Annotated in this window: 27 protein-coding genes; 11 read left to right on the top strand and 16 right to left on the bottom strand. The window is 72.5% G+C overall.

All coding sequences use genetic code 11. From position 1 onward, the window contains the following. Positions 1-44: 44 nt before the first annotated feature. From ACZ7LE_RS09735 to hflX, 8 genes are all read right to left on the bottom strand, one after another. Positions 45-1,034, bottom strand: coding sequence for an L-lactate dehydrogenase (locus ACZ7LE_RS09735; protein ID WP_470403064.1), 990 nt, complete (start codon positions 1,032-1,034; stop codon positions 45-47). 9 nt (positions 1,035-1,043) lie between these two features. Then, a complete protein-coding gene (locus tag ACZ7LE_RS09730) occupies positions 1,044-3,149 on the bottom strand; it encodes an ATP-dependent DNA helicase (RefSeq protein ID WP_470403063.1) in 2,106 nt (701 codons plus the stop codon). Between the two features lie 49 nt (positions 3,150-3,198). Further along, positions 3,199-4,107, bottom strand: a complete 909-nt coding sequence (locus tag ACZ7LE_RS09725) for a carbohydrate ABC transporter permease (protein WP_470403062.1) — start codon at positions 4,105-4,107, stop codon at positions 3,199-3,201. 1 nt (position 4,108) lies between these two features. Continuing rightward, positions 4,109-5,080, bottom strand: a complete 972-nt coding sequence (locus ACZ7LE_RS09720; protein ID WP_470403061.1) for a carbohydrate ABC transporter permease — start codon at positions 5,078-5,080, stop codon at positions 4,109-4,111. Positions 5,081-5,087: 7 nt separating this feature from the next. Beyond that, complete coding sequence (locus ACZ7LE_RS09715) at positions 5,088-6,461, bottom strand: ABC transporter substrate-binding protein (RefSeq protein ID WP_470403060.1); 1,374 nt, start codon at positions 6,459-6,461, stop codon at positions 5,088-5,090. 75 nt (positions 6,462-6,536) lie between these two features. Then, positions 6,537-8,195 carry a glycoside hydrolase family 13 protein gene (locus ACZ7LE_RS09710; RefSeq protein WP_470403059.1) on the bottom strand — a complete coding sequence of 553 codons (1,659 nt, stop codon included), beginning with the start codon at positions 8,193-8,195 and terminating at the stop codon, positions 6,537-6,539. A 53-nt stretch (positions 8,196-8,248) separates the two neighbouring features. After that, positions 8,249-9,268, bottom strand: coding sequence for a LacI family DNA-binding transcriptional regulator (locus ACZ7LE_RS09705; RefSeq protein WP_285104940.1), 1,020 nt, complete (start codon positions 9,266-9,268; stop codon positions 8,249-8,251). A 164-nt stretch (positions 9,269-9,432) separates the two neighbouring features. Further along, entirely contained in the window at positions 9,433-10,974 is a 1,542-nt protein-coding gene (gene hflX / locus ACZ7LE_RS09700) for a GTPase HflX (RefSeq protein WP_470403058.1), read from the bottom strand. Between the two features lie 188 nt (positions 10,975-11,162). Between hflX and ACZ7LE_RS09695 the strand changes: the two genes are divergently transcribed. After that, positions 11,163-11,747 carry a hypothetical protein gene (locus ACZ7LE_RS09695; protein WP_470403057.1) on the top strand — a complete coding sequence of 195 codons (585 nt, stop codon included), beginning with the start codon at positions 11,163-11,165 and terminating at the stop codon, positions 11,745-11,747. A gap of 39 nt (positions 11,748-11,786) precedes the next feature. On the opposite strand, the gene ACZ7LE_RS09690 is transcribed toward ACZ7LE_RS09695, so the two are convergent. Next, entirely contained in the window at positions 11,787-12,371 is a 585-nt protein-coding gene (locus tag ACZ7LE_RS09690) for a GNAT family N-acetyltransferase (RefSeq protein WP_470403056.1), read from the bottom strand. Between the two features lie 52 nt (positions 12,372-12,423). Here ACZ7LE_RS09690 and ACZ7LE_RS09685 point away from each other — a divergent pair, with 52 nt between their 5' ends. Then, the gene (locus tag ACZ7LE_RS09685; protein ID WP_470403055.1) at positions 12,424-13,023 is read left to right on the top strand and encodes a class I SAM-dependent methyltransferase; all 600 of its coding nucleotides are present in this window, start codon (positions 12,424-12,426) and stop codon (positions 13,021-13,023) included. 23 nt (positions 13,024-13,046) lie between these two features. Here ACZ7LE_RS09685 and dapF read toward each other — a convergent pair whose 3' ends face one another. Genes dapF through ACZ7LE_RS09670 form a run of 3 tightly spaced genes read right to left on the bottom strand, consistent with a single transcriptional unit; the run spans position 13,047 to position 15,694 of the window. Next, positions 13,047-14,012 carry a diaminopimelate epimerase gene (gene dapF / locus ACZ7LE_RS09680; RefSeq protein ID WP_470403054.1) on the bottom strand — a complete coding sequence of 322 codons (966 nt, stop codon included), beginning with the start codon at positions 14,010-14,012 and terminating at the stop codon, positions 13,047-13,049. Further along, positions 14,009-15,013, bottom strand: coding sequence for a tRNA (adenosine(37)-N6)-dimethylallyltransferase MiaA (gene miaA / locus ACZ7LE_RS09675; protein WP_470403053.1), 1,005 nt, complete (start codon positions 15,011-15,013; stop codon positions 14,009-14,011). The genes dapF and miaA overlap by 4 nt, the downstream gene beginning before the upstream one ends. 9 nt (positions 15,014-15,022) lie before the next feature. Beyond that, complete coding sequence (locus ACZ7LE_RS09670; protein ID WP_470403052.1) at positions 15,023-15,694, bottom strand: hypothetical protein; 672 nt, start codon at positions 15,692-15,694, stop codon at positions 15,023-15,025. A gap of 58 nt (positions 15,695-15,752) precedes the next feature. Between ACZ7LE_RS09670 and ACZ7LE_RS09665 the strand changes: the two genes are divergently transcribed. The 5 genes from ACZ7LE_RS09665 (at position 15,753) to ACZ7LE_RS09645 (ending at position 18,971) form a co-directional block, all read left to right on the top strand. Continuing rightward, entirely contained in the window at positions 15,753-16,352 is a 600-nt protein-coding gene (locus tag ACZ7LE_RS09665) for a type III secretion system chaperone family protein (protein ID WP_285104952.1), read from the top strand. Further along, entirely contained in the window at positions 16,349-16,924 is a 576-nt protein-coding gene (locus ACZ7LE_RS09660; RefSeq protein ID WP_470403051.1) for a type III secretion system chaperone family protein, read from the top strand. The genes ACZ7LE_RS09665 and ACZ7LE_RS09660 overlap by 4 nt, the downstream gene beginning before the upstream one ends. 112 nt (positions 16,925-17,036) lie before the next feature. Continuing rightward, a complete protein-coding gene (locus tag ACZ7LE_RS09655; protein ID WP_470403050.1) occupies positions 17,037-17,945 on the top strand; it encodes a WXG100 family type VII secretion target in 909 nt (302 codons plus the stop codon). A 73-nt stretch (positions 17,946-18,018) separates the two neighbouring features. After that, entirely contained in the window at positions 18,019-18,681 is a 663-nt protein-coding gene (locus tag ACZ7LE_RS09650; protein WP_470403049.1) for a hypothetical protein, read from the top strand. After that, positions 18,678-18,971: a hypothetical protein gene (locus ACZ7LE_RS09645; RefSeq protein ID WP_470403048.1), complete on the top strand. Its 294-nt coding sequence runs from the start codon at positions 18,678-18,680 to the stop codon at positions 18,969-18,971. The genes ACZ7LE_RS09650 and ACZ7LE_RS09645 overlap by 4 nt, the downstream gene beginning before the upstream one ends. Positions 18,972-19,045: 74 nt before the next feature. Here the strand turns inward: ACZ7LE_RS09645 and miaB are convergent, their stop codons facing one another. Further along, positions 19,046-20,707 (bottom strand): tRNA (N6-isopentenyl adenosine(37)-C2)-methylthiotransferase MiaB, encoded by a 1,662-nt coding sequence (gene miaB / locus ACZ7LE_RS09640; protein WP_470403047.1) that lies wholly within the window; start codon positions 20,705-20,707, stop codon positions 19,046-19,048. 138 nt (positions 20,708-20,845) lie between these two features. Between miaB and ACZ7LE_RS09635 the strand changes: the two genes are divergently transcribed. The 4 genes from ACZ7LE_RS09635 to ACZ7LE_RS09620 all read left to right on the top strand — a co-directional run bounded on the left by ACZ7LE_RS09635 (position 20,846) and on the right by ACZ7LE_RS09620 (position 24,307). Then, the gene (locus ACZ7LE_RS09635; protein ID WP_470403046.1) at positions 20,846-21,661 is read left to right on the top strand and encodes an amino acid ABC transporter ATP-binding protein; all 816 of its coding nucleotides are present in this window, start codon (positions 20,846-20,848) and stop codon (positions 21,659-21,661) included. 64 nt (positions 21,662-21,725) lie between these two features. Then, positions 21,726-22,580 (top strand): glutamate ABC transporter substrate-binding protein, encoded by an 855-nt coding sequence (locus ACZ7LE_RS09630; RefSeq protein ID WP_470403045.1) that lies wholly within the window; start codon positions 21,726-21,728, stop codon positions 22,578-22,580. Positions 22,581-22,721: 141 nt separating this feature from the next. Continuing rightward, a complete protein-coding gene (locus tag ACZ7LE_RS09625) occupies positions 22,722-23,411 on the top strand; it encodes an amino acid ABC transporter permease (protein ID WP_470403297.1) in 690 nt (229 codons plus the stop codon). Further along, positions 23,408-24,307 carry an amino acid ABC transporter permease gene (locus tag ACZ7LE_RS09620; RefSeq protein ID WP_470403044.1) on the top strand — a complete coding sequence of 300 codons (900 nt, stop codon included), beginning with the start codon at positions 23,408-23,410 and terminating at the stop codon, positions 24,305-24,307. Before ACZ7LE_RS09625 ends, ACZ7LE_RS09620 begins: the two co-directional genes overlap by 4 nt. A gap of 191 nt (positions 24,308-24,498) precedes the next feature. Here ACZ7LE_RS09620 and ACZ7LE_RS09615 read toward each other — a convergent pair whose 3' ends face one another. The 3 genes from ACZ7LE_RS09615 to ACZ7LE_RS09605 all read right to left on the bottom strand — a co-directional run bounded on the left by ACZ7LE_RS09615 (position 24,499) and on the right by ACZ7LE_RS09605 (position 26,917). Then, positions 24,499-25,164 carry a regulatory protein RecX gene (locus tag ACZ7LE_RS09615; protein WP_470403043.1) on the bottom strand — a complete coding sequence of 222 codons (666 nt, stop codon included), beginning with the start codon at positions 25,162-25,164 and terminating at the stop codon, positions 24,499-24,501. Between the two features lie 34 nt (positions 25,165-25,198). Further along, the gene (gene recA, locus ACZ7LE_RS09610; protein WP_470403042.1) at positions 25,199-26,419 is read right to left on the bottom strand and encodes a recombinase RecA; all 1,221 of its coding nucleotides are present in this window, start codon (positions 26,417-26,419) and stop codon (positions 25,199-25,201) included. Between the two features lie 261 nt (positions 26,420-26,680). Continuing rightward, complete coding sequence (locus ACZ7LE_RS09605; RefSeq protein WP_285104967.1) at positions 26,681-26,917, bottom strand: DUF3046 domain-containing protein; 237 nt, start codon at positions 26,915-26,917, stop codon at positions 26,681-26,683. Between the last annotated feature and the right edge of the window lie 54 nt (positions 26,918-26,971).

Here is a 26,971-nt window from a genome sequence, read left to right as displayed (position 1 = left end):
AGTCGCTGGTCGAGCCTGTTCTCGTTGGTCGAGCGCGTCGGGACCTAGAACCCGAACCGCTTCTGCACCGCGCGCACGCTCTCCGCCGACGCGCGCAGGCCGGCCAGCTCGTCGTCCGACATCGGCACGCGCACCGTGTCGGTGACTCCTCGCCGGTCCACCAGGGACGGCACCGACAGGCAGACGTCGCTGATGCCGTGGTAATCGTCCAGCAGCGAGGACACCGGCATGATCCGACGCTCGTCCTTGAGCACCGCCTCGATGATGCGGGTCGCGGCCAGGCCCACGGCGTAGTTCGTGGCGCCCTTGCCCGCGATGATCCGGTAGGCCGAGTCGACCACCTCGTGGTGCACCTCCGCGCGGACCGCGGCGTCCAGGGGCGCGGCGCCGCCGACCGGCACCCAGTCGAGCAGCGGCACGCCGCCGATCGACGCGGAGCTCCACAGCGCGATCTCGGAGTCGCCGTGCTCCCCGGCGATGTAGGCGTGCACGTTCCCGACGGCCACCCCGCACCGTTCCGCGAGCACCACGCGGAGCCGTGACGAGTCGAGCACGGTGCCGCTGCCGAAGAGCCGCTCGCGCGGCAGGCCTGAGATCTTCAGGGCCGCGTAGGTCACCACGTCCACCGGGTTGGTCACCATGAGGTAGGTCGCGTCCGGCGCGACCTCGACCAGGCCCGGCAGGATGGTGCGCATCAGCCCGATCGTCGCCTCGGCGAGGTCGACGCGGCTCTGTCCGGGCTTCTGCTTGGCGCCGGCCGTGACCACCACGACGTCGGCCCCCTCGCACACCGCCGGGTCGTCCGAGCCGATCACGTGCGCCTGGGACGTGAACATCAGCCCGTGCTGCAGGTCCAGCACCTCGGCGTCGACCTTCTGCCGATCGATGTCGAGCAGGGCGATGGTGCGGGCCGAGCCGCGGGTCAGCGCCGCGAAGGCGAGCGTCGATCCCACGGCCCCCGCGCCCACCACGGCGATCTTGGTGGTGCGGGATCCGGCGGGCTGGGCTGCGGTGACGTCGGAGGGGGCTGCCATGCCCTCAGGCTATGTGTCGAGCCTGGCGAGCGCGGCGCGGACCAGCTTCGGGTCGGTGGTGGGCCAGAACCCGGGCATCGACCGGGTGAGGAACGACGCGTACCGCGCCGTCGCGAGCCGCGGGTCGAGGACCGCCACGACGCCCCGGTCGTCCATGCTGCGCACCAGGCGTCCCGCGCCCTGCGCGAGCAGCAGCGCCGCGTGCTGCGCCGAGACCGCCATGAACCCGTTGCCGCCCGCCTGCTCGACGGCGCGGGCGCGCGCCGCCTTGACCGGGTCGTCCGGGCGTGGGAACGGGATGCGGTCGATGAGCACGAGCTGGTTGGACGGCCCCGGCACGTCGACGCCCTGCCACAGGGACAGCGTGCCGAACAGGCACGTGGCCGGGTCCTCCGCGAACTCGCGCACGAGGGTCGGGAGCTGGTCGTCGCCCTGCGCGAGGATCGGGAAGTCGAGCCGCTCCCGCATGGCCTCGGCGGCGGCGTTCGCGGCGCGCCGGGACGAGAACAAGCCGAGCGTGCGGCCGCCGGCGGCCGTGATGAGCTCGGCGATCTCGTCGAGCTGCGCCTCGGTGGTGGGCTCGCGGCCGGGGGCCGGCAGGTGCCGCGCGATGTAGAGGATGCCCTGCTTCGGGTAGTCGAACGGGCTGCCCGCGTCGAGACCCTGCCACGGTGGGGCGTCCGCACCGTTGAGGCCGAGCGTCCCGGCCACGGCGTCGAACGTGCCGCCCAGCGCGAGCGTCGCCGAGGTGAACACGCCCGTCGACTCGCCCAGCAGGTGCGTACGGATCAGGCCGGCCACGTGCAGCGGCGCGGCGTGCAGGCGCGTCACGTTGTCGCCGAACCCGCCCCAGCCGTTGTCCGGGCGCGAGCACCACAGCACGTCGGCGGTCGTGTCCTGCGCCGCCATCCGCTCGGCCGTCTCGAAGAGCTGGAGCATGGCGCCCTGGGCCATCTTCAGGCCCGGGTCGGGCTGGCCCGCGTCCTTGCCCGGCGCGCCCTTGCCGCCCTCGGGCTTGAGGGTGCTCAGCACCTCGCGCGCGGCGTCCCGCACCGCGCCGACCGCCAGGCGCAGCTCGTCCGGCAGGCCGCTCGGGAACCGCTCGGCCGGCGCGGTGACCAGCAGGGTGCCGAGGCTCTGCGCCGCCGCGTCCAGGGTGTCGGTGTTGGTGCCCGCGTGCCGCCGGGCCAGCCGCGCCGCGCTCTCCACCGACGCCATGGACAGATCCACGGTGGCCGACGACGTCACGCGGTCGGTGAGCTCGTGCGCCTCGTCGACCACCACGACGTCGTGCTCCGGCAGCACACCCGGGCTGCCCGTCGCCGCGATGCCGAGCATCGCGTGGTTGGTGACCACCACGTCCGCCTCGCGGGCGGCGGCCCGGGCCTTGTCCGGGAAGCACTCCGCGAGCATGGGGCACTTGCCGCCCAGGCACTCCATGGCCGTGACGGACACCTGGCGCCAGGCACGCTCCGGGACGCCCGGCACGAGGTCGTCCCGGTCGCCCGTCTCGGTCTCGCCCGCCCACTCGTGCAGGCGCCGGACGTGGTCGGCGAGCGAGGCGCCGTCGTCCCTCCGCCGTGACCGGCCGGCCCCGCCCGAGGCCTCCTCCGTCTTGGGGTGGTCCTCGCCGCCGGGCAGGTCGAAGAGCGTGGTCTCGTCCTCCGGGTAGCCGCCGCCCACCTTGTGCACGCACAGGTAGTTGTGCCAGCCCTTGAGCAGCGCGATGCGCGGCTCGCGCGGCAGCGCCGGCGCGACGGCCTTCGCCACGAGCGGCAGGTCACGCGTGATGACCTGCCGCTGCAGGGCGAGCGTGGCGGTGGAGATGATGACCTTGCTCTGCGCGGCCACGGCGTGCCGGACGGCGGGCACCAGGTACCCGAGCGACTTGCCCGTACCCGTGCCCGCCTGCACCAGCAGGTGCTCGCCCTTGTCGATCGCCTCGCCGACCGCGACGGCCATGCGGTGCTGGCCCTCTCTGCGCCCGCCACCGAGCTGTCCGACGGCGAGATCGAGCAGCTCCTCCACCTCGGGAATCTCGGCGGAATCGGTGCTTGCGGCGGGTGCGTCGGGAAGGCTGGTCACACGCTCGATCCTAGGCCGGACCACCGACATCCACCCTGCCTCGTCCACAGGTCCGAGCGCCGCCGGACGCCGTCCCCGGCTACCCCTTCACGGCCCCACCCAGGCCCGCTCCGCTGAGGAACAGGCGCTGGAACGCCAGGAACAGTGCGATGGGCAGCACCGTCGAGATCGCGAGCGCCGCGAGGAACACGTCGAGCTCCAGGTAGGGCGCGATCGCGGGCAGGCGGACGGACAGCGGCTGGTTGTCCGGGTCGGGCAGCACCAGCAGCGGCCAGAGGTAGTCCTTCCAGGCGGCGATCACGGCGAACACCGAGACGACGCCGAGGATGGGCTTGGACATGGGCAGCACGACGGACCACAGGAGCCGGAAGGGTCCGGCGCCGTCGACCCGCGCGGCCTCGAAGACCTCGCGGGGCAGGCCGTCGAAGAACCGTTTGACGAGCAGCACGTTGAACGCGCTGGCGCCCATCGGCAGCCAGACCGCCCAGAAGGTGTTGAGCAGGCTGATGTGCAGCAGCGGCACGTCGAGGATCGTGAGGTACAGCGGGACGAGCAGCACGACCGCCGGCACGAAGAGCGTCGCCAGCACGAGGCCGAAGATCAGGTTGCCGTACCGGGGCCGCAGCACGGACAGCACGTAGCCGCCCGTCGTCGCGACCAGGAGCTGGAAGAACCAGGCCCCCACCGCGAGGATCAGCGTGTTGACGAAGTAGTGGTCGATCTCGGCGCGGCCCCACGCGGTGGTGAGGTTGGCCCAGTCGATCCCGTTCGGGAAGAGGCCGAGCGGCTGGCGCAGGGTGTCCTGCGTCGGGGTGACGGCCGCCTTGGCGAGCCAGAGGATCGGCCCGAGCCCGGCGAGCACCAGGGTGACCAGGAGGCCACCCTGGAGCACGCCGAGCGAGCCGCGCACGCTCGCCCGCCGCCGGTCGTGGGACGAGACGATGCCCCGTTCGGCGACTGCCGTCGCGGCTGAGTTCTTGACTGCCATGTCAGCTGCTCCAGGGTCGGGTCACGCGGAAGTAGATCGCGGACAGGACGGCGAGGACGCCGGCGAGCATGAGGCTCAGGGCGGTGGCGGCCCCGTAGTTGCCGCCGAGGCTGCTGCCGAACGCGTAGTCGTAGATCAGCATGAGGATGGTGAGGGTCGCGTTGTTGGGGCCGCCGCCGGTGAACAGGAACGGCTCCAGAAATACCTGGGAGGTGCCGATGACCTGCAGGATCAGCGTGATGAACAGGACGCCGCGGAGCTGCGGCAGGGTCACGTGCCAGATCTTGCGCCACACGCCCGCGCCATCCACCTCGGCCGCCTCGTACAGCTCGGTGCGTACCCCGACGAGGGCGGCGAGGTAGATGATGACGGTTCCGCCGGCCGCGGCCCAGGTGGCCTCGAGCACGAGGGACGGCATGGCGCTGGACGCGTTCTGGAGCCACGGGAACGGCCCCAGGCCGACCCAGCCGGCAATGGTGTTGAACACGCCGGTGGGCGAGGCGTCGTAGAAGAACTTCCACAGCAGCACGGCGACGACGGGCGGCACGACGACGGGCAGGTACGCGAGCGCCGAGAACAGCCCCCGCATGCGCCGCACCTCGCTCATCAGCACGGCAGCGGCCAGCGGCAGCGGGTAGCCGAACACCAGCGCGAGCAGCGCGAACCAGAGGGTGTTCGCCACGGCCTTGCCCAGGAGCGGGTCCTGCAGCACGAACACGAAGTTGTCGAGCCCCACGAACTCGGGGGTCGAGATGAGGTTCGTCTGCTGGAGGCTCATGACGAGCGCCCGGCCGATCGGGAACCAGGAGAAGACCCCGAAGACCAGGATCATCGGCAGGGCGATGATCAGGGTGCTCAGGCCGCCGTCGCGCAGCCAGTCCCGGGGCGTGCGGCGGGCACGCCGGCGGGGTCCGGACGACGACGACGGGGCGTCCGCCGTCGCCGCCCGGAGCGGGCTGGACAGTGTCGTCATCCCAGGGTCAGCTGCGGTCGAGCAGTCCCTGGACCTGGGTCTGGGCGTCGGCGAGGAGCGCGTCGATGTCCGCGTTCTCGTCCGTCAGCACCGCCTGGACCACCGGGTCGAGCGCCGCGTACACGTCCTGGGTGGCGACGGCGGGCTCCGGGACGACGGGCTGGTCGAACATCTGGTCCGTCATCGGCGCGAAGTTCTCCAGCGGGACGTTGACGAGGTCCTTGATCCAGCTCTGCTGCTCCTCGTAGGTGGCCTGGTCGAAGATCGGCAGCGCGGGGGCGCCCACGGGCTGGTCGGTCTCGGCGGCGACCTCGGCCTCGGCGACGGCGGCGTCCTGGTCGGTCAGCTTGGAGATGTAGTAGAAGTCGATCCACTTCACGGCCGCGGCCTGCTCGGCCTCGGACGCCGCGGAGCTCACCGCGGCGAGCGTGCCGCCGCCGAGCGTGCCGGCGTCGTCACCCTCCAGGGGCAGCACCGTGACGCCGTACTCGTCCGGGTTCATCTGGTTCTGCGTGAAGAGGTTGGGGTAGTTGGCACCGCCCGAGACGTACATGCCGATCTTGCCGGCGGCGAAGTCCTGGTTGATGGTGCCCCAGTCGTACAGGAAGGATGACCCCATGGAGTTGTCCTCCCAGCGCATCTCGTGGAGCATCTCCAGCGCCGCGACCGTGGCGTCGTTGTCGACGGTCGCAGTGGTCTCCTCGCCCTCGCCCTCGGTCATGCGGCCGCCCAGCGCGTAGGTCTCCGTGGTGAGGATCCAGCCGCCGGTGTTGCTCTGCGTCATGTGGGCGTAGCCGGCCTGGCCGGTCTTGTCCGAGATCGCCTTCGCGGCCTCGCGCACCTCGTCCCAGGTGGTCGGGGGGTTGTCCGGGTCGAGGCCGGCCTCCTCGAACAGGGCCCGGTTGTAGTGCAGGCCCTGGTTGTAGGCGGCGATCGGCACGGCCCACATGTTGCCCTCGGCGTCCTGGCCCGCGGCGGCGATCGTGGGGTTGAACTGGTCCGCGTACGGCAGCTCGGCGACGAGCTCGCTGACGTCGGCGATCTGCCCGCGCTCGATGAGGGCCCGGCCGTCGGTGAACGGGATCGGGAAGACGTCGGGCAGCGTGCCGCCCGCGAGCTCGGCGGCGAACGTGGTGCCGGACCAGGTGAACTCCTTGGTCTCCACCTGGATGTCCGGGTTGGCCTCCTCGAACTGCGCGATGCGCTCGTCGAACGCGTCGATCGCGGCCTGCTCGAGACCGGCGTCGATGGAGACCTCGATGGTCACGGGGCCTTCCGGCTCCTCGGCCGCGTCGGTCGACGAGCCGCAGGCGGTGAGGGTTCCCGCGAGCGACAGGACGCCCACCAGGGCGAACGCCGTGCGCTTGGTTGCTGACTTCATTGTCACTCCTTGGTCGTGTGCCGCTGGGTCGGCACGTCTAGGGGTAAAAGGTGGTTCTCGGCGGGGCGCCGAGGATCAGGACGGCAGGCCGAGCCAGACAGCGATGTCCGGTCCGACGACGCCGTCGACGGGACCGCTCGCCAGGAGCACCGTGGCCCCGGCGGGCAGGGGGACGGGGTTCGTCCCGAGGTTGGCGACGCAGGCGAAGCCGGCGCCGCGGGTGAAGGCGAGGACGTCGTCCCCGCCGAGGTCGAGCCAGGCGAACTCGTCGGCGTGCAGCGCGGGGAGGCCGCGGCGCAGGTGCAGCGCCTGGCGGTACAGGCTCAGCATCGAGCCGGGGTCGGCGTCCTGGGCCTCGACCGAGAGGTCGGCCCAGCCGGCCGGCTGGGGCAGCCAGGGCGCCGCGCCGTCGCCGGGCCCGAAGCCCAGGCTTGCGCCCGCACGCGTCCAGGGCAGGGGGACGCGGCAGCCGTCGCGGCCCGGGTCCACCCCCTCGGAGCGGAAGTGCATGGGGTCCTGGATCAGCTCGCGCGGCACGTCGGCCTCGGGCAGGCCGAGCTCGTCGCCCTGGTAGACGTACAGCGCGCCCGGCAGCGCGGCGACCAGCAGGGCCGCGGCCCGCGCCCGGCGGGTGCCGAGGTCCAGGTCGGACGGCGTGCCGAACCGCTTGGCGGCGAAGTCGAAGGACGAGTCCTCGCGGCCGTACCGGGTCACGGGCCGCGTGACGTCATGGTTGGAGAGCACCCAGGTGGCCGGCGCGCCGACCGGGGCGTGCGCCTCGAGCGTGGTCCGGATCGACTCGCGCAGCTCCTTGGCGTCCCAGGGACGCGCCATGAAGTCGAAGTTGAACGCCGTGTGCATCTCGTCCGGACGCAGGTACTGGGCGAACCGCTCCTGGTCCGCGAGCCACACCTCGCCGACCAGCACGCGCGGCTCCGCGTAGTCGTCGGCGACGCGCCGCCAGCCGCGGTAGACGTCGTGGATCTCGTCGCGGTCCAGGTGCGGGTGCTCCCCCGGGCCGGGGGTCGCGGGCACCTCGCGCAGCTCCGGGTCCTTGATGATGAGCGCCGCCGAGTCGATCCGGATGCCGGCCGCGCCGCGGTCGAACCAGAACCGCAGCACGTCCTCGTGCTCCCGCCGCACGTCGGGGTGGTTCCAGTTGACGTCCGGCTGCTCCGGGGTGAACAGGTGCAGGTACCACTGGCCGGGCGTGCCGTCCGGGTTCGTGGTGCGGGTCCAGGTGTCGCCCTGGAAGCTCGAGACCCAGCCGGTGGGCATCTGCTCGCCACCGGAGCCCTTGCCGTCGTGGAACCAGAACCGCTCCCGCTCGGGCGAGCCCGGCCCGGCCGCCAGCGCGGCCTGGAACCACTCGTGCTCCGACGAGATGTGGTTGGGCACCACGTCGACGATCGTCCGGATGCCCACCTCGCGGGCCTCGGCGATCAGCGCCTCGGCGTCCGCCAGCGTGCCGAACGCCGGGTCGATCGTGCGGTAGTCGCGCACGTCGTAGCCGCCGTCCGCCAGCGGCGAGGCGTACCAGGGCGTGTACCAGATCGCGTCGACGCCGAGGTCGCGCAGGTACCCGAGCCGGGAGCGGACGCCGGCGAGGTCACCGGTGCCGTCGCCGTTCCCGTCCGCGAAGCTGCGGGGGTAGATCTGGTAGATCACGGCGCTGCGCCACCAGTCGCTGGGGGCTGGGCGCGGTTCGAGGGGCGCGTCGGACGTCGTCGTCATGCCGTGAACCGTAAGTCACGTGACAACGACCGCGCAAGAACTCGACAACAAGTTTATCGTTTCGCGACAACCTTCGTCGCGGCGGTGGAGGCACGCACCACGAGCTCCGGCTCGAAGAGCAGCTCGTCGCGCGGCACGTCGTTGCCCGCGATCAACCCGGCCAGCAGGTCGACCGCGGCCCGGCCCATCGGCTCGATGGGCTGGCGCACGGTGGTCAGCGCCGGGTCGGTGGAGTTCATCAGCGCGGAGTCGTCGAAGCCCACGACCGACACGTCGGCCGGGCACGACAGCCCGGCCCGGCGCACCGCCCGGATCGCGCCGAGCGCCAGCGGGTCGCTGGCGCAGACGATCGCCGTGGCCCCGGCCTCGATGAGGCGGTTGGCCGCAGCCTGGCCGCTCTCCAGGGAGTACTGCGAGTGCACGACCAGGCCGGGGTCGAGCTCCAGGCCCTGGCGCTGCGCGAACCGCTGGGCGGCGGCGAGCTTGCGCTCCGACGGCACATGGTCGGCCGGGCCGAGCAACAGGCCCACGCGCCGGTGTCCCAGCGAGGTGACGTGGCCCATCGCCTGCTCCATGGCCACGAGATCGTCGCAGGCCACGCGGGGGAAGGCCAGGTCCTCGATCGAGGCGTTCATGAGCACCACCGGCAGCCCCAGGTCCTCCAGCCGCCGGTAGTGCGCGTGGTCGGCCTCCCGCTCGGCGTAGAAGCCGCCCGCGAAGATCACGCCCGAGACCTGCTGCTGGAGCAGCAGGTCGATGTACTCGGCCTCGGTCACGCCGCCGGCCGTCCGGGTGCACAGCACGGGGGTGAACCCCTGCTGGGCGAGCGCCCCGCCGATCACCTCGGCGAACGCCGGGAAGATCGGGTTGACGAGCTCCGGCAGGACCAGCCCGACGAGCTTGCCGCGGCTGCCCCGCAGCTTGGTGGGCCGCTCGTAGCCCAGCACGTCGAGGGCCGTGAGCACGGCGTCCCGCGTGCCCTGGGACACCCCGGGCTTCCCGTTGAGCACGCGACTGACCGTCGCCTCGCTCACGCCTACCTTCTTCGCAACATCCGCCAGCCGTCTCGACATGCATCGATCCTAGCCACGCGGAACGCAAATCGCTTGCAGTGGTTGCGTGCCACTGCAAGCCGCTTGCGTAGCTCGTCACGCTGCCGGGGGACGGTCCCAGGAAACGCGTCAGACGCCCAGTTCCCCGGAGGGATCTGGGCGTCTGACAGGTGGAGCAGGACGGGTCAGTGCGCCACGGCGACCTGACGCAGCTCGGTGGCGAGCTGCTCGTCGACCCTGCCGCGCAGGTGCGTGCCGGCGGCGACGTGCTCGGTGAGCTCGATGTCGCCGTGCTCGTGCACCCGGTGCACCAGGTCGCCCCGCTCGTACGGGACCACGAGGTCCACGTGGACGCCGGGCCGCGGCAGCTCGGCCGCGATCCGGGCACGCAGCTCGGCGATGCCCTCGCCGGAGTGCGCCGAGACGACGGCGGTGTGCCGCTCGCGCCGCTGGATCCGGCCGACGACCGTCGGGTCGGCGACGTCGGCCTTGTTCAGCACCACGATCTCGTGGACGTCCTCGAACGCCGGGATCTCGGACAGCACCTCGCGGACCGCCGCGATCTGCCCCTCCGGGTCCGGGTGGGACGCGTCGACCACGTGCAGCAGGATGTCGGCGTCGCCGACCTCCTCCAGCGTGGACCGGAACGCCTCGACGAGCTGGTGCGGCAGGTGCCGGACGAACCCGACGGTGTCCGTGAACGTGTAGACGCGGCCGTCCTCCGTCCTCGTTCGCCGGACCGTCGGGTCCAGCGTGGCGAACAGCGCGTTCTGCACCAGCACGCCCGCGCCGGTCAGCGCGTTCAGGAGCGACGACTTGCCGGCGTTGGTGTAGCCCGCGATCGCGACCGCGGGGATCGCGTTGCGCTTGCGGCTGAGCCGCTTGGTCTCGCGCGCCGGCTTCATCGCGGTGATCTCACGCCGCAGCTTGGCCATGCGGTCGCGGATACGCCGCCGGTCCAGCTCGATCTTGGTCTCACCAGGACCGCGCGAGCCCATGCCGGCGCCCGCGCCGCCCACCTGGCCACCGGCCTGGCGGGACATCGACTCGCCCCAGCCGCGCAGGCGCGGCAGGAGGTACTCGAGCTGGGCGAGCTCGACCTGGGCCTTGCCCTCACGGGACTTCGCGTGCTGCGCGAAGATGTCCAGGATCAGGGCCGTGCGGTCGACGACCTTGACCTTCACCACGTCCTCCAGCGCACGGCGCTGGGACGGGGCGAGCTCGCTGTCGACGATCACGGTGTCGGCGCCGGTCGCCAGCACCACCTGGGCCAGCTCCAGCGCCTTGCCGGAACCGAGGTACGTGCCGGGGTCGGGCTTCTGCCGTCGCTGCAGCAGGCCGTCCAGCACCTGGGAGCCGGCGGTCTCGGCCAGCGCGGCGAGCTCGCGCAGCGAGATCTCCGCGTCGCGGGCCGCGTGCTCGCCGCCCGAGAACAGGCCGACGAGCACCACCTTCTCCAGGCGCAGCTGCCGGTACTCGACCTCGGTGACGTCCTCGAGCTCGGTCGACAGGCCGGCCACGCGGCGCAGCGCGGTGCGCTCCTCGAGGTCCAGCTGGTCGCCGTCGGCCTCGGTGTGCACCGTTCCGCCGTCGGCACGTGCGGTCCCCGCCCGAGCGAGAACCCGTGCCACGACATCGTTCGCGATCGCCTGGGCGTCTGCCTGGGCCGCGCGGAGTTCGGGCGTCTCCTCTGCGGGGAGCTCGGGCTCTGTCGGGGTGTGGGTCATGTATTACCTAACTCTCGATGGTTCGTGCTCTCGTAGAACAAGGATCCCACGCCCGAAAGTCCCGCGGCCATGTCTTTCCGCCGAATGCTGCCGCCGGACCCCGCGCCTGTGGACAACCCCTGGCCGACGACGGCCGCTGCCAGACTTGAAGGCGCACACCACCACCGCACGCAGGGGACGGTACGACCATGCCTGAAGAGCCCGAGGGACCCGACCGGACCGGCCGTCCGTGGACGGACGAGGAGACCACGCAGATCGTGGCCTGGGTGCGCGACGGCGCGGACGAAGCCTCCGTCACTGCCAAGGCCCGACGGTCCAGCGGCTCCGTGGTGAGCCGGCTGCGGCGGATGCTGCCCCTGGAGCACCGCTCGTGCCCCACCGACATGGTGGTGGCCGCCCTGCGGGGCCACCTGCGCGACCCGGACTACAACTGGCGGGCGACGATGCTCCTGACGCCGCCCCCGCGGCCGGTGGTCCGCCCGCCCGACATCGTGCGGACGGGCATGGCCGGGCTGACGGACGGCGATCTCGTCGGCATCGCGCACAGCGTCCTGCTCGACGACCGGGCGGCCACCGCCGACCTCCGCGAGCGCCTCGTCGGCGAGGTCCGGGAGCGCGGGCTCGGCCGGGCGGTCGTCGACTCGCACGAGACCTACCTGACCACGCTCAGGGAACCGGTCGGCATCCGGGACCTCGACGAGTGGGTCCATCGCTGGTCCAGGGCGGTGGGTCTCGGCGTGAGCCGGTACGCGGGGTACCCGCCGTGGGAGTGACGCGGCGCGGCCCGGCCGCCGGGCCGCCGGGCCGGCGGCTCAGAAGTCGCGCCGCATCACCCGGCGGCGTTTGGTCGGCCTGCTGACCTCCGTCAGCCCTGCCGCCGCGAACGGCCCGGGCGTGCCCACGTTGACCTCGCCCCAGGGGATCTGCTGCCCCGGGTCCGGGGCGATGGGGTAGCCCTCGACCGCCTGCGCGCCACGCTCGCGCGCGTGCTCGACGGCGGCCGCCGCGAGCTCGTACATGAGGCCCTGCTTGCGGTAGCCCACGCGCACGGCGAAGCACGTGATGGACCACACGCCGGCGTCGTCCTTGTCCTCGTGCCGGCCCGCCCACGGGACCTGGCTACCGCGGTAGCGGACGAACTCGGTGCGGGGCGCCACCGCGACCCACCCGGCCGGCTCACCGTCGACGTAGCCGAGCAGGGCACCCGACGTCGGCGCCCCCGGCGGCGGGTCGAGCTGCTCCCGCAGCGTGTGCGTGCGCTCCTCGACCGGCATGTACCACCAGGCGCGGTCGCCCAGCCGGATGCGCTGGCACTGGCAGTGGTGGGCGCCGCCGCGCGTGCCGAACACCGCCTGCACGTCGTCCCACCGCTCCACGGTGGCCTCGGCGATCTCCATGCCCGCAGGCTGGCACCGGTCGTCACGGGCGGCAACCGCCTAGGATCGTCCGGTGTCCAGCGACCACTACTTCACCGCACAGCCCGCCTCGGACGACGAGCGCCGCACCCGGACCGTCCGCCTCTCCGGGCGCGAGCTGGAGGTCGAGGTGGCGGCCGGCGTCTTCTCCCCCGGCGGGCTCGACAAGGGCACCGCGGTGCTGCTGGACCACGTCCCGGCTCCCCCGGCGTCAGGCGACCTGCTCGACCTGGGCTGCGGCTGGGGGCCGATCACGATCAGCCTGGCGCTGGCGGCGCCGGAGGCCACGGTCTGGGCGGTCGACGTCAACGAGCGCGCCCTCGACCTGGTGCGGCGCAACGCCGAACGGCTCGGGTTGACCAACGTCCGGGCGGCCCTGCCCGACGACGTGCCCGGCGACATCCGGTTCGCGGCCTGCTGGTCCAACCCGCCGATCCGCATCGGCAAGGACGCGCTGCACGACCTGCTGACGCGCTGGCTGCCCCGGCTGGAGCCCGACGCGGCGGCCTGGCTCGTGGTGCAGAAGAACCTGGGTTCCGACTCGCTGGCCCGCTGGATCACCGAGGCGCTCGGGCTCCCGGTCGAGCGGACGGCGTCGTCCAAGGGCTTCCGGGTCCTGCGGGCGGCGGGCTGACCTGTCAGACCCGCGTCGATGTGTCAGAGCGCGACGCGGCCCGAGTAGACCAGCTCGGCCGGGCCCGCGAGCTCGACGTTGCCGCCCGGCAGCACACGCACGCGCACCTCGCCGCCCGGCACCTCCACCATCCACGTGTCGGGGGCGCCGTCACCGGACGAGCCACCCTGCCACGTCCGCACCGCGAGCGCCGCGGCGCAGGCGCCCGTGCCGCAGGACGGCGTCTCGCCGACCCCGCGCTCGTGCACGCGCATGCGCAGGCGGCCGACGACGCCGTCGGGCCCCTCCTCCTCGCCGAGCGGCACCACGAGCTCGACGTTGGTGCCGTGCGGCGGCACGGGCGCGACCTCGGGGGCGTGGAAGAGCTCCAGGGCGGCGAGCTCCTCGACGCTCGCGAGGGCGACGACGGTGTGCGGGTTGCCGAGGTCGACGCTCAGGGCGGGCCGGGGTGCGGTCCAGCCGCGCACCGCCACCGCGGCGTCGTAGCCGTCGGCCGCCGCGCTCTCACCGCCGGGCAGGAACCAGCGGCCCATGTCGACGGCGTACCAGCCGTTGGCCTCCTTGGTCACGCGCTTGACGCCGGCGCGCGTGCCGAGGCTGAGCGGGCCGGCGGACAGGTCGGCCAGGCCTTCCTGCTCGGCGAACGCGGCGAAGACGCGCACGCCGTTGCCGCACATCTCGGCCACGGAGCCGTCGGCGTTGCGGTAGTCCATGAACCACTCGGCCGTCGGGTCCTGGGCCAGGGCGACCTGGGCGGCCTCCTCGCCCGCGCTCGCCAGGGCGGCGGTCGGCGCGAGGCGGATCACGCCGTCGCCCCCGATGCCCGCACGGCGGTCGGCGAGCCGGCGCACGTCGGCCGGCGTCAGGTCGAGCAGCCCCTCGGGGTCCGCGATCAGCACGAAGTCGTTCTGCGTGCCGTGGCCCTTGGTGAAGGCGAGGGTCCCGGGGGTCGGGGTGGAGGGCACGGGGCTGGTCGCGGGCTGCGTCATGACCCCAGGCTACGGCGCACCGGCTCGGTCCCGGCAACCGCCAAGGTCCCGGCGTCGGCGGCGGCCACGACCGCGAGGGCGTCGTCCAGCAGGTGGGGCGAGGCCGCGTCGAGCCAGTGCACGCGCGGGTCACGGCCGAACCAGCCCATCTGCTTGCGCGCGAGGCGCCGCGTGTTCGCGGTGACGGCCTCCCTGGCCTCGGCCTCCGTGGACTCGCCGCGCCACCAGGCGAGCACCTCGGCGTAGCCGACGGCGCGCGCGGCGGTGACGCCGAGCCCGCTCCCGGTGCCGCCCTGCTCGGGGCTCGCCAGGCCGCGCACCTCCTCGACCAGGCCGCCGGCCCACATCCGGTCCACGCGGCTGCCGACCCGCGCGTCGAGCACCTCGCGCGAGCAGTCCAGCCCGATCTGCACCGCGGGGCGCACGTACTCCTGGCGCGGCAGGTTGGCCGTGTAGGGGCGGCCGGTGATCTCGATGACCTCCAGCGCCCGCACGATGCGGCGGGTGTTGTGCGGCCCGATGCTGTCGGCGGCCTGCGGGTCCAGCCGTTCCAGCTCGGCGTGCAGGGCGCGCCGGCCCTCGGTCTCGGCCCGCGCCTCGAGCCGTTCCCGGACGGCCGGGTCCGTCCCGGGGAAGTCCATCTGGTCCAGCAGCGCCCGCACGTACAGGCCCGACCCGCCGACGACGACGGCGCGCGCGCCGCGGCCGGCGATCGCGTCCAGGTCTGCGCGCGCGGCCTCCTGGTAGCGCGCCACGGACGCGTCCTGCGTGGGGTCGAGCACGTCGAGCTGGTGGTGCACGATCCCGCGTCGCTCGGCCGGCGGGACCTTGGCCGTGCCGACGTCCATGCCACGGTAGAGCTGGTAGGCGTCGGCGTTGACGATCTCGCCCGCCACGGCCTCCGCCCCGGCGTCGGGCGCGGCGCCCAGGGCCTGGGCCAGGTCGAGCGCGAGGTCCGACTTCCCGGTGGCGGTGGGCCCCACGACGGCGACGACGATCACCCCGATACCTTAGGCCAGCACGGTCACGCGGTACTCGGGCGGCAGGTGGTCGTGCGACTGCGCGAAGACCTGGACCTGCGGCGTCCACGCGTCGGCGCCCGCCGCGCGCAGGGCGGCCCGGACGCCGTCCGTCAGCGCCCCGGGGTCGGTGTCGAGGCCGCCGGGCGTTCCCCCGCCCGCGACGACCAGGCCGGCGGCCTCGCACAGCAGGGGGTCGGGCCCGGCGACCGGTCCGGGCCAGGACGGCGGGACCTCCAGCACCTCGACCTCCGCGACCCGCTCCCCCAGCACGTCCGCGAGCGCCAGCAACGCCACGGAGGCGCCGGTCCCGGCGACCGGACGGATCTCGTCCGTCCAGGACCAGGCCCCGCCGACGCGCCGTCCCGCCCCCGGCGGAGGGTCGGGCAGCCAGCGGTCGCCGATGCCGGAGCCCGCCAGCGACGGGCGCATCCGGCCGTGCCGCAGGGCGAGGCCGTGCGCCACGACCAGCGGGACCCGGCCGTCCTCGGTGAGCCGCACCAGTGCGGCGGCGACGGCGGCGCGGACGTCCACGAGCGGGTCCGTCCGCAGGCCAGGGGCCGTCCCCGGGACGAGGAGCAGGGTGGCGGGCAGGATCACGGCGTGCACGATGGATGAAAGTAGCACCGGGCGCGGCACCTGGCCGTTCCTGAAGGATTCCACCCGGCTTTCCGGACGAAGGGCGCAGCGGGACCGGGTGTCTGGCGGGTACTGTGGTCAGGTGAGGTTCTTCGGGTCACGACGCCGGAACACGGCGGGCGACGGCGACCGTGCGGCCACCGGCCCGCAACAGCCCGAGCCCAGGGAACTCGACGACGACGAGCTGCGGGCGCAGGTGGAGGGCGTGCTGCTCCGCGAGCTGACGGGCGGCCTCGACGATCCCTCCTCCGTTCCCGAGCCGCTCACGCGCGACCGCGTGGTGGAGTGGCTGGGCGAGAACGGGTTCAGCTACTTCGTGGACTCGGAGGGCGACGTCGGCGGGCTGTGGCACGGCTGGCTGTTCTACTTCCTCATGGTCGGCGAGAGCTCCGAGGTGCTCCAGGTGCGCGGGCAGTGGCACCGCGACCTGACCATCGAGCGGCTCGAGGAGATCCTCGAGCTCTGCAACGAGTGGAACGCCGAGCGCATCTGGCCCAAGACGTACGTGCGCGTGCGCGACAACGGGGCGGTGCTGGTCTACACCGAGGTGACGGTCGACCTGGAGCACGGCGTGACCGAGGACCAGCTCGACCAGCTGCTGCAGTGCGGCCTGACCACCGGCTCCATGTTCTTCGAGCATCTCGACGAGACGTTCCCCGACCCGCTGAGGTCCGCGCCATGAGCCCGCCCCGGAACGGTGGCGGCGCCGGGCGCTGGCTCGCGCGCCTGCTCAACCCGCGTCCCCCGGCGGCCCGGCGCCCTGCGGGAGCGCAGGTCCGCACGCTGGCGAACCCCCCGGTCGAGAAGCCGCGGCCGCTGACGACGCAGCGGGTCGGCGACGACCTGTCGCGCCGCGGCTACCGCTTCCGCATCGACGACGACGGCGACGTGACCGGCACCTGGGACGGCAACCGGTTCTGGTTCCTGCTGCTCGGCGAGCACGACGAGATCCTGCAGGTGCGGGGCCGCTGGGCAGGCGCGCTGCCCGCGGCGGCCCGGCTGGCCGTGCTGCAGGCAGCGAACGACTGGAACCGCGAGCGCATCTGGCCCAAGGTCTACACCCGGGAGGAGGGTGCGGGGCTCGCCCTGTACGCCGAGGTCTCGGTGGACTTCGAGCACGGCGCCACCGAGGAGCAGCTCGCGCAGACGGTGTCGTGCGGGCTGGTCACCGCGAGCCAGTTCTTCTCGACGGTGGCGTCGCTCGCCCCGCCGCCCGACGCCGAGCCGGACGAGGCGTCGTCGGACGAGGCGTAGGTTCGCCGCACCCGGTCCATGGGGACTTCTCCCCACCCCTTTGCTCGTCCCGTTGTCGCAGGTCAGTTACGGTTCTCACCAGTTGACGGCGGACGAACGGGTGGGAGAACCGATGGGTGAGATGTGGGGTGCTGATCTCGAGCAGCTGCGCACCCTCGCGAGGGAGTTCGACGCGGCGGCACAGTCGCTCGACAACACCATCAGCGAGGTCACGTCCGTGCTGTCGAGCGTGGACTGGCTGGGACCGAGCGGCGACCAGTTCCGCGAGGAGTGGGACGGGCACCACGTGCCCGCGATCCGCGTCGCCGCGGACGGTCTCGCCGGCGCCCGGAGCGCGGTCGAGCGCAACGCGGACGCCCAGGAGGAGACCAGCGGCGACTACGCGGGCGGCGGGCCCGGCGGAGGATCCGGCGCCGGCGTCTTCGCCGGTGCGTCAGCGGCCGGCGTCGGCACCCTGTCCGGCGGCGGCGACGGCGGGAACTGGGCCGACACGGTCCTCGACGTCGTCGGCGAGGCCAACTGGGCGGCGACCGTCGGCGGCCTGATCCACAACGGCATCGAGCTCGGGGCGCGCTGGGGCCAGGGCATCTGGGGTGTCGCCGACGCGCTCCCGGGCGGCTGGGGCGGCGCCATCGGCACGGCGGGCAAGGCCTTCGCCTGGGGCTCGGTCGCGTTCGGCGCGTTCCAGATGGGCCAGGGCATCGGCTCCGGCGACTACTGGATGGCGGGCGACGGCGCCATCAGCGCCGGTCTCGGCGTCGGCGGCCTGCTCGTCGCCGCCGGACTCGTCTCCAACCCCGTCGGCTGGGCGATCCTCGGTGCGGGCGCGGCCTGGGCCGTCACCGACCTCCTCGTCGACGGCAACATCACCGAGGGCGCCTGGAACGTCGCCTCCGACGCCGCGGGCTGGGTCGGGGACACGGCCGGGGACATCGCCGGCGGGGTGGCCGACGCTGCGGGCGACGTCCTGGACGCGGGTGGCGACCTCATCGACGGCGCGAAGGACCTCTTGCCGTGGTGACAAGCCCCCGGTTGGAGAGCACCGACCTTGACCTGGAAGAATTGCGGCCGACCGGCCCGACGAGGAGGAACCGATGACTGAGCAGGACACCACAACGGCCCCCGACCGCCGCGCCGAGCAGACGATCGAGCTGACCGGCTTCGAGCTCCTCAGCCTGCTGTCGCTGGGTGACGACGCCTCGGCCCGGAAGACCCGCGAGTCGCTGCGCCTGCCCGAGGTGCCCGAGGGCTCCCCCCTGCTCGGCGCCGGCCTCAGCTCGCTGATCGTGCGGAAGATGGCCACGGTCGACGCCGCCGGGACGCTGACCCCGCAGGGTCCCGTGCTCGCGCTGGCCGCGGTGCTGAACCGCGCCACCGAGTGGATCGAGGCCGCCGGGGTGTCCGGGGAGACCAACCACGTGGCGCTCCTGGTCAAGTCCCCCGACGGCGCCGCGCTGATCGAGCCCAAGGAGTACGGCATCTGGCAGGCGCTCCCCGTGCCCGCCGGCGACCGCCTGATCGACGTCGCCTCCCGCTACGTCCGCGCCACGTTCCAGGACGTCACGACCCTGCCGTTCGCCGGGAGCATCAAGGTCATCGCGCAGCCGGGTGCGCCGACCGGGGACCGCGCCGCGGCCGTCCGGATCGGCGAGGACAAGGCCTGGGAGATCTCCAGCGGCCCCGTCGAGCGCCTCCCCCAGCCCGTCCCGGTCGCGGCAGACCCGACGTTCGGGCTCCTGGCCAAGGCCCTCGCATGAGCTCGCCGACCAAGGACCGGTGGTCCGACGGGGGCGACCCCGCCAAGGCGCACCGCCTCGCCTCGATGTGGGTGGTCTTCGCCGTGGTGGCGTGGGCCGGGGCCGGCCTCACCTGGCTCGCGTGGTGGGTCGCCCAGGCCGGCGACTACCAGGACAACTTCCGCGGCTTCAACGCCGGGGACGACTTCCCCTGGGTGTTCATCGGCCTCTGCGTCGTCGCGGGCCTGTGCTGCCTGCCGGTCGCCCGCGCGCAGAAGGTCCGGGCGAACTACCTCGAGCAGAACCGCTGACCGAGCGACACCAGGCCGGCCCCGTCATCAGACGGGGCCGGCCTCGCCGTCTCAGCAGCGCAGGTCGGGTCGCATCAGCGGCGCAGGGTGGGCAGGCCCAGCGAGACCGGGCCCGACGGCGCCGGCGTGCCGTGCGAGTGCTCGTCCTCGCCCCCGCCGAGCCGCGCCTTCTCCCGCGCGGCCCAGGCGTCACCCGACCGGGTGCGGCGCACCACGAGGCCCGCGGCGTCGGCGGGTTCGGCGATCAGGTGGTGCGGCGCCGCCTTCGTGACCGTCACGGTGACCGTGTCGCCGGGGCGCGGCACGCCCGCGGGCACGACGTCGGCCAGGCGCGGGTCGTCGAGGTCGGCCGGCGCCTGCGTGAGGTCCACGCCCGTCACAGCCGCGGCGCCGGGCCCGGTGGTGAGGCCGAAGTGGACGAGGCGGTTGTCGGCCGCGCGGCCCGAGAGGCGGTGCGTGGCGCCGTCCTTGCGGCCCGAGCCCTCGGCGACGAGCACCTCGAGCGTGCGCCCGACCTGCCGGTCGGCCTCCTCGGCCCCGATGCGCTCCTGGAGAGCGAGCAGGCGCTCGAACCGCTCCTGCACGACCGCCTTCGGGAGCTGGTCCTCCATCGTCGCGGCGGGCGTGCCCGGGCGCGGCGAGTACTGGAAGATGAAGGCCGAGCTGAACCGGGACGCCTCGACCACGCGCATGGTCTCGGCGAAGTCCTCCTCGGTCTCGCCCGGGAAGCCCACGATGATGTCGGTCGTGATCGACGCGTCGGGCATCGCGGTACGGACCCGGTCGAGGATGCCGAGGAACTTGTCCGAGCGGTACGAGCGGCGCATCGCGCGCAGGATCCGGTCGGAACCGGACTGCAGCGGCATGTGGAGCTGCGGCATGACGTTCGGGGTCTCGGCCATGGCGGCGATCACGTCGTCGGTGAACGCGGCCGGGTGCGGCGACGTGAACCGCACGCGCTCCAGGCCCTCGATCCGGCCGCACGCGCGCAGCAGCTTGGCGAACGCGCCGCGGTCGCCGAACTCGACGCCGTAGCTGTTCACGTTCTGGCCCAGCAGCGTCACCTCGATGGCACCGGCGGCCACGAGCGCCTCGACCTCCGCGAGGATCTCCCCCGGACGGCGGTCGCGCTCCTTGCCGCGCAGGTGCGGCACGATGCAGAAGGTGCAGGTGTTGTTGCAACCCACCGAGATGCTGACCCAGCCCGCATAGACGGACTCGCGCTTGGTCGGCAGCGTGGACGGGAAGACCTGCAGCGACTCCGCGATCTCGACCTGGGCCGCCTCGTTGTGCCGGGCGCGCTCCAGCAGCACGGGCAGGGCGTCGAGGTTGTGCGTGCCGAACACGACGTCGACCCACGGGGCCTTCGCCACGATGTCGCCGCGGTCCTTCTGGGCCAGGCAGCCGCCGACGGCGATCTGCATGCCCGGCCGGGTGGCCTTGATGCCTGCGAGCTGCCCGAGGTTCCCGTAAAGCTTGTTGGCGGCGTTCTCGCGCACGGCGCAGGTGTTGATCACGACGACGTCGGCGGCGTTCGCGGCCTCGTCCTGGCTGGACGCGCGCGTGTAGCCGGCCTGCTCGAGCATGCCGGCCATGTGCTCGGAGTCGTGCACGTTCATCTGGCACCCGAGGGTGCGGACCAGGTAGGTGCGGGGCTGCTCGGACGCGGCGTCGCCGACGGCGGTGTCGGTCGCGGCGGCGTCGAGCGGGACTGTGGGCAGGGCGGTCGTGGACATCGTCCTCGATTTTACGACCCCATTCGGGGCGCGACGAACGGTTGATCCAGGCACATTACGGGCATCTGTTACCGAAACGTTGTGCCGGGATGACCCGTCGACTTGGTCCTTGAAACATCGGATCGTTAGGTTCAAGGGATGGACCAGACCACCTCGGCCACCGGCCAACCGGCGGCCGACAGCTCCGCGGACGCTCCGACGTCGGACCGTGCCCTCGGGGCACCCCTCGTCGAGCTGAAGCGCGTGAACAAGCACTTCGGCGCGCTGCACGTGCTGCAGGACATCGACCTCACCGTCCGCAAGGGCGAGGTGCTGGTCGTCATCGGCCCGTCCGGCTCCGGCAAGTCCACGCTGTGCCGGGCGATCAACCGCCTGGAGACCATCGACGACGGTTCGATCACCGTCGACGGGAAGACCCTGCCCGAGGAGGGCAAGGCCCTGGCGCAGCTGCGCGCCGAGGTCGGGATGGTCTTCCAGTCGTTCAACCTGTTCGCGCACAAGACCGTGCTCGACAACGTGACGCTCGGGCCGCGCAAGGTCCGCGGGCTGTCCAAGAAGGCCGCGGAGGAGCAGGCGCGTGCCCTGCTCGACCGCGTGGGCGTCGGCAACCAGGCCGGCAAGATGCCGGCCCAGCTGTCGGGCGGCCAGCAGCAGCGCGTCGCGATCGCGCGGGCCCTGGCGATGCAGCCGAAGGTGATGCTGTTCGACGAGCCGACGTCGGCCCTCGACCCGGAGATGGTCAACGAGGTGCTCGACGCCATGGTCGCGCTCGCCCAGGAGGGCATGACGATGATCGTCGTGACCCACGAGATGGGCTTCGCCCGGAAGGCCGCCGACCGCGTCGTCTTCATGGCGGACGGCCAGATCGTCGAGGAGGCTCAGCCCGAGGAGTTCTTCACCGCGCCCAAGAGCGAGCGGGCCCGGGACTTCCTGTCCAAGATCCTGACCCACTGATCTTCACCGACCGATCCCACCCCCTCGGGGCCCCGACCGGGTCCCGCACTACCGAAGGGCAATCATGCGCAAGCACACCATGGGCCTCCTGGCGATGGCGGCTGCCTCGACACTCGCACTTTCCGCGTGTGGCGGCGGCGAGGTCGGCGAGCCGACCGGCGGCGACGACACCGCCGCGGGCGGCGGCGACACCATCCGCATCGGTATCAAGTACGACCAGCCGGGACTCGGCCTGCAGGAAGGTGACACGTTCACGGGCTTCGACACCGACGTCGCCCGTTACGTCGCCGACAAGCTGGGCTACTCCGAGGACCAGATCGAGTTCGTCGAGACCATCTCGGCCAACCGCGAGACGGCGCTGCAGAACGGCGACGTCGACATGATCTTCGCGACCTACTCGATCAACGACGAGCGCAAGGAGCTCATCTCCTTCGCCGGCCCGTACTTCGTCGCCGGCCAGGACCTGCTGGTCGCGGCTGACAACACCGACATCACCGGCCCCGAGGACCTGGAGGGCAAGAACCTCTGCTCGGTCACCGGGTCGACCTCCGCCGAGAACATCAAGACGCAGTACTCCGAGGGTGTGCAGCTCGTGGAGCGCGGCGGCTACGCCGAGTGCGCCACCGCTCTCGCGTCTGGTGCCGTCGACGCCGTGACCACCGACGACATCATCCTCGCCGGCCTGGCCGCGACCGAGGAGAACGCCGGCAAGTTCAAGGTCGTCGGCGCGCCCTTCTCGGAGGAGCGCTACGGCGTCGGCCTCCCGAAGGACTCCGACCAGTGCGAGGACATCAACGCCGCGATCACCGAGATGATCGAGGACGGCACGTGGGACGAGCTGGTCGCCGCCAACACCGAGGGCGCCGACTACACCCCGAACGCGGACCTCAACCCGCCGACGCCGGACGCCTGCGCCTGACCCTGCAGCATCTCGTCTGACCACAGTGGCTGACGCCGGACCGACTGCCTCCCCCGGGGCGCGGTCGGTCCGGCGTCAGGCACGTCCGGCGTCGTCGACAGGTGTCGCACGCCGCCCCTGACCTATCCCTGAAAGGTGACCGTGGACGACTTCTTCTCCGGGTTCGCCGAGCTCTTCGCTCAGTACGACGTCCTGGGCGCGTTCTGGGTCAACATCCAGCTCACGTTCTGGGCGGCGCTGCTGTCCCTGCTCCTCGGTACCGTGCTCGCACTGATGCGTATCTCGCCGATCGCGTCGCTCCAGTGGGCAGGCACCGCCTACGTGACGATCTTCCGGAACACACCGCTGACGATCATCCTCACGTTCACCTACCTCGTGCTGTTCTCGCAGCTCGGGCTCTCCCTCACCGACAACCTGAACACCACGTTCTTCTGGTACGCGGTGCTGGGGCTGGCCGTCTACCACGCGGCGTTCGTCTGCGAGGCCATCCGCTCCGGCGTCAACACCGTCCCGGTGGGGCAGGCCGAGGCCGCGCGCGCGATCGGTCTCTCGTTCCTGCCGGCGGCCCGCCTGGTGATCCTGCCGCAGGCGTTCCGCGGGGCGATCGCGCCGCTGGGCAACACGCTCATCGCGCTGCTGAAGAACTCGACCGTCGCCGTGGCGGCGTCGGTCGCGACGGAGACGTCGTCACTGATGAGGACCATGATCGAATTCCGGCCCGACCTCATGGTCGCGATCTTCCTGCTGTTCGCCGTCGGCTTCGTGATCCTGGTGATCCCGATCGGTGTGGGCACCACCTGGCTCTCCCAGCGACTGGCGGTGAAGCGATGAGCTCGTCCGTCCTGTTCGACGCTCAGGGGCCTCGCGCCCGGACCCTGTCCATGGTCGGCAACGTGGTCGCCGCCGTGGTGGTCCTCGGGGGGCTCGCCTGGATCGCGTCCGTCCTGTACGAGAAGGGGCAGTTCGCGCCCACGCTCTGGCAGAACGCCGTGTCCGCCGAGGCGTGGCAGTTCTACTACCTCCCGGGTCTGCAGAACACCCTGCGCTCGGCGGCGTTCGCCACGGTGGGTGCCATCGTGTTCGGCATCGTCTTCGGCATCGGCCGGCTCTCCCACAACGGGGCGGTCCGCTGGGTGTCCGGTGTGGTCGTGGAGTTCTTCCGCGCCGTGCCGGTCCTGCTGATGATGATCTTCTTCTACATGTTCTTCTCGGCGCAGGCGCAGTGGATCGCCGACCGTCCGTTCGCCGCGGTGGTCGTCGCCCTGGTGCTGTACAACGGCTCGGTCATCGCGGAGCTGGTCCGGGCCGGGGTCGGGAACCTCCCGAAGGGGCAGGGTGAGGCGGGCCTGGCGATCGGTCTGACGCGGTCGCAGACCCTCCGGTCGATCCAGCTCCCGCAGGCCCTGGTCGCCATGCTGCCCGCGATCGTCTCGCAGCTGGTGGTCGTGCTCAAGGACTCGGCGCTGGGGCAGATCATCCTGTACCCCGAGCTGCTCCGGTCGGCCCAGATCCTGTCGTCCAAGGAGCAGAACCCGCTGCAGGCACTGGTGGTGGTGGCCATCGTGTTCATCATCATCAACTGGCTGCTGACGTTCGCGGCGCACCGGTTGGCGAAGCTCCTGTCCAGCCGTACGGCGGGAGCCACGATCGAGGGCACCGGCATCGGCAACCCGACCGCGGCCGGCGGGTTCGTCGGCGGCGGCCCGGGGCCGGGCACCGGCACCTAGCCCACCTCCCTCGTCCAGACAGCCAGAGGCGCCCCCACAAGCTGTGGGGGCGCCTCTCTGGCGTCCTGCTGGCCCGGACAGCATCTCCGAGCCCGTCTCTCGCCGGTCCCCGGCTCAGTCCCCGAGCTCAGTCCCTGAGCTCGGTCCCCGGCTCAGTGCTCAGGCTCGGTCCCCGGGCTCGGCCCTCCGACTCAGTCCTCGGCGTAGCCGAGGTCGTCCGTCTCCTCGCCCTCCGCGGCGAGCGCGTCCTTGACCAGCTCGAAGGCCAGGCCGGGCGCGTAGCCCTTGCGCGCGAGCGAGCCGACGGCGCGGCGCACCCGCACCTGGCGGTCGAGGCCGCGCGTGCGGGTGACGAGCTTGCCGGCGAGCCGCGCGCCCGCCGCCCGCTCGTCGTCGGAGTCGAGCTGCTCCAGGGCCTCGACCGCGGTGTCCTCGTCGATGCCCCGTCGGCGCAGCTCCGCGGCGATGCCACGGCGCGCCAGGCCACGCTCGGCGTGCCGGGTGCGCACGATGGTCTCCGCGTAGGTCGCGTCGTCCACGAGGCCCACCTCGCCGAACCGGTCGAGCACCTGGACGACGACGTCCTCCGGGTAGCCCTTGCGGGCCAGCGACTGTTCCAGCTCACGGCGGGACTTCTGCGCCGCCGTCAGGATGCGAAGAACGACCTCGCGGGTCTTCTCGACGGCGTCGTCCCGGCTGATCTCGCCGGCCTCCAGGCGCTCCGCGACGGTCTTGCGGGGTGCCCGCTCGCCGCCACGACCGCCGCCGTAGTGACCGTTCCGGCGCCCGCGGCCGCCCGTCCTGCGGTCCTCCTGGTCGCCCCCCGCAAAGGCCGGATGGCCCCGACGCTTCCCCACGCCGGGACCATCCGCTGGATCACCGTACTGCACGTCAGAACGGAGCCTTCTCGGCGGCCGCCTCCGCCTTGGCCGCGGTCTTCGCCGCCGTCGTCTTGACGGCGGTCTTCGCACGCGCCGTCGTCGTCTTCGTGGCCTTGGCCGTGGTGGTCGTCCGCGAGGACGAGCTGGCCGCCGCGACGGTGCCCGTGGGCGGGGTGGCCTCGGTCGCCGACGGTGCAGGAGCACCCGCGGCCGGGTCCGCCGGGGCGTCGACCTTCGGTCCCACGCCCAGCTTCTCCTTGACCCGCTTCTCGATGTCGTTGGCGAGGTCGGGGTTGTCGCGCAGGAAGGACCGCGCGTTCTCCTTGCCCTGGCCGAGCTGGTCGCCCTCGTAGGTGAACCACGAGCCGGACTTGCGCACGAAGCCGTGCTCCACGCCCATGTCGATGAGCCCACCCTCGCGGGAGATGCCGTGGCCGTACAGGATGTCGAACTCCGCCTGCTTGAAGGGCGGCGCCATCTTGTTCTTGACGACCTTCACGCGGGTGCGGTTACCGACCGCGTCCGTACCCTCCTTGAGGGTCTCGATGCGGCGGATGTCGAGACGGACCGACGCGTAGAACTTCAGCGCCTTTCCACCGGTGGTGGTCTCGGGTGAGCCGAAGAACACGCCGATCTTCTCGCGCAGCTGGTTGATGAAGATCGCGGTGGTGCCGGACGCGCTGAGCGCGCCGGTGATCTTGCGCAGGGCCTGCGACATGAGGCGGGCCTGGAGACCCACGTGGCTGTCACCCATCTCGCCCTCGATCTCGGCCTTGGGCGTCAGGGCCGCGACGGAGTCGATGACGATGATGTCGAGCGCGCCGGAGCGGATCAGCATGTCCGTGATCTCCAGCGCCTGTTCGCCGGTGTCCGGCTGCGAGACCAGGAGGGCGTCGGTGTCGACACCGAGCTTCTTGGCGTACTCCGGGTCGAGCGCGTGCTCGGCGTCGATGAACGCCGCGATACCGCCCAGGCGCTGGGCGTTGGCGACGGCGTGCAGCGCGATGGTCGTCTTGCCCGAGGACTCGGGGCCGTACACCTCGACGATGCGGCCGCGCGGGAGGCCGCCGATGCCGAGGGCCACGTCGAGGGCGATCGAACCGGTGGGAACCACCTCGATGGGCGCGCGGGTCTCGTCGCCGAGGCGCATGACCGAGCCCTTGCCGAAACTACGGTCGATCTGTGCGAGAGCGGCCTCGAGGGCCTTGTCGCGGTCTGCTGGTGCGGGCATGTGCAACACCTTCGGTCTCTGGGCGCTCTGTGCGCCGACATGGATGGCTCGGTACGTCGTTGCCGACCGTACGCGGAGCCACTGACACGGACGCCTGCTCCGGCCGCCGCCTGTGGACGACGTTCCGAAATCCGTGCCTGTGGTCAAAGTCTAGCCGAACGCGTGTTCGAGGCAAGGCAGGACACACCGGTGTGTCGCAGGACATCTCACCGGAGCGGGCAGCAGGGCCGAAGACGCCCCGAGGAGCGTGCCGGGACGCCCTCAGCGACGCGGCGGCGGGGCCTGCCGGTACTTGTCGGTGCCCCACCGGTCGGCGTCGGGCACGTCCAGCGCGTCGCACAGCGCGTGCCACACGTCGCGCGGCTCGTCGCCGTCCGCCAGGGCGACCGCCGGGGTGCGCCCGTCGAGCGCCGGGAGCACCTGCTCGCGTGCCAGCGCACGCCCGTAGGCGGGGCCGAACACCTCGTCGACCAGCTGCCAGAAGTCCCGTTCACGCACCCGTCAACCCTACGACGCCCCGGCACCTCCCCCGGCCCGTGTCAGTGGTCGGGG

The sequence above is a fragment of the Promicromonospora sp. NPDC110617 genome (genome assembly GCF_055598465.1).
Note: the sequence above shows the minus strand (reverse complement) of the source record. Positions and strands in the feature narration are given on the sequence as shown.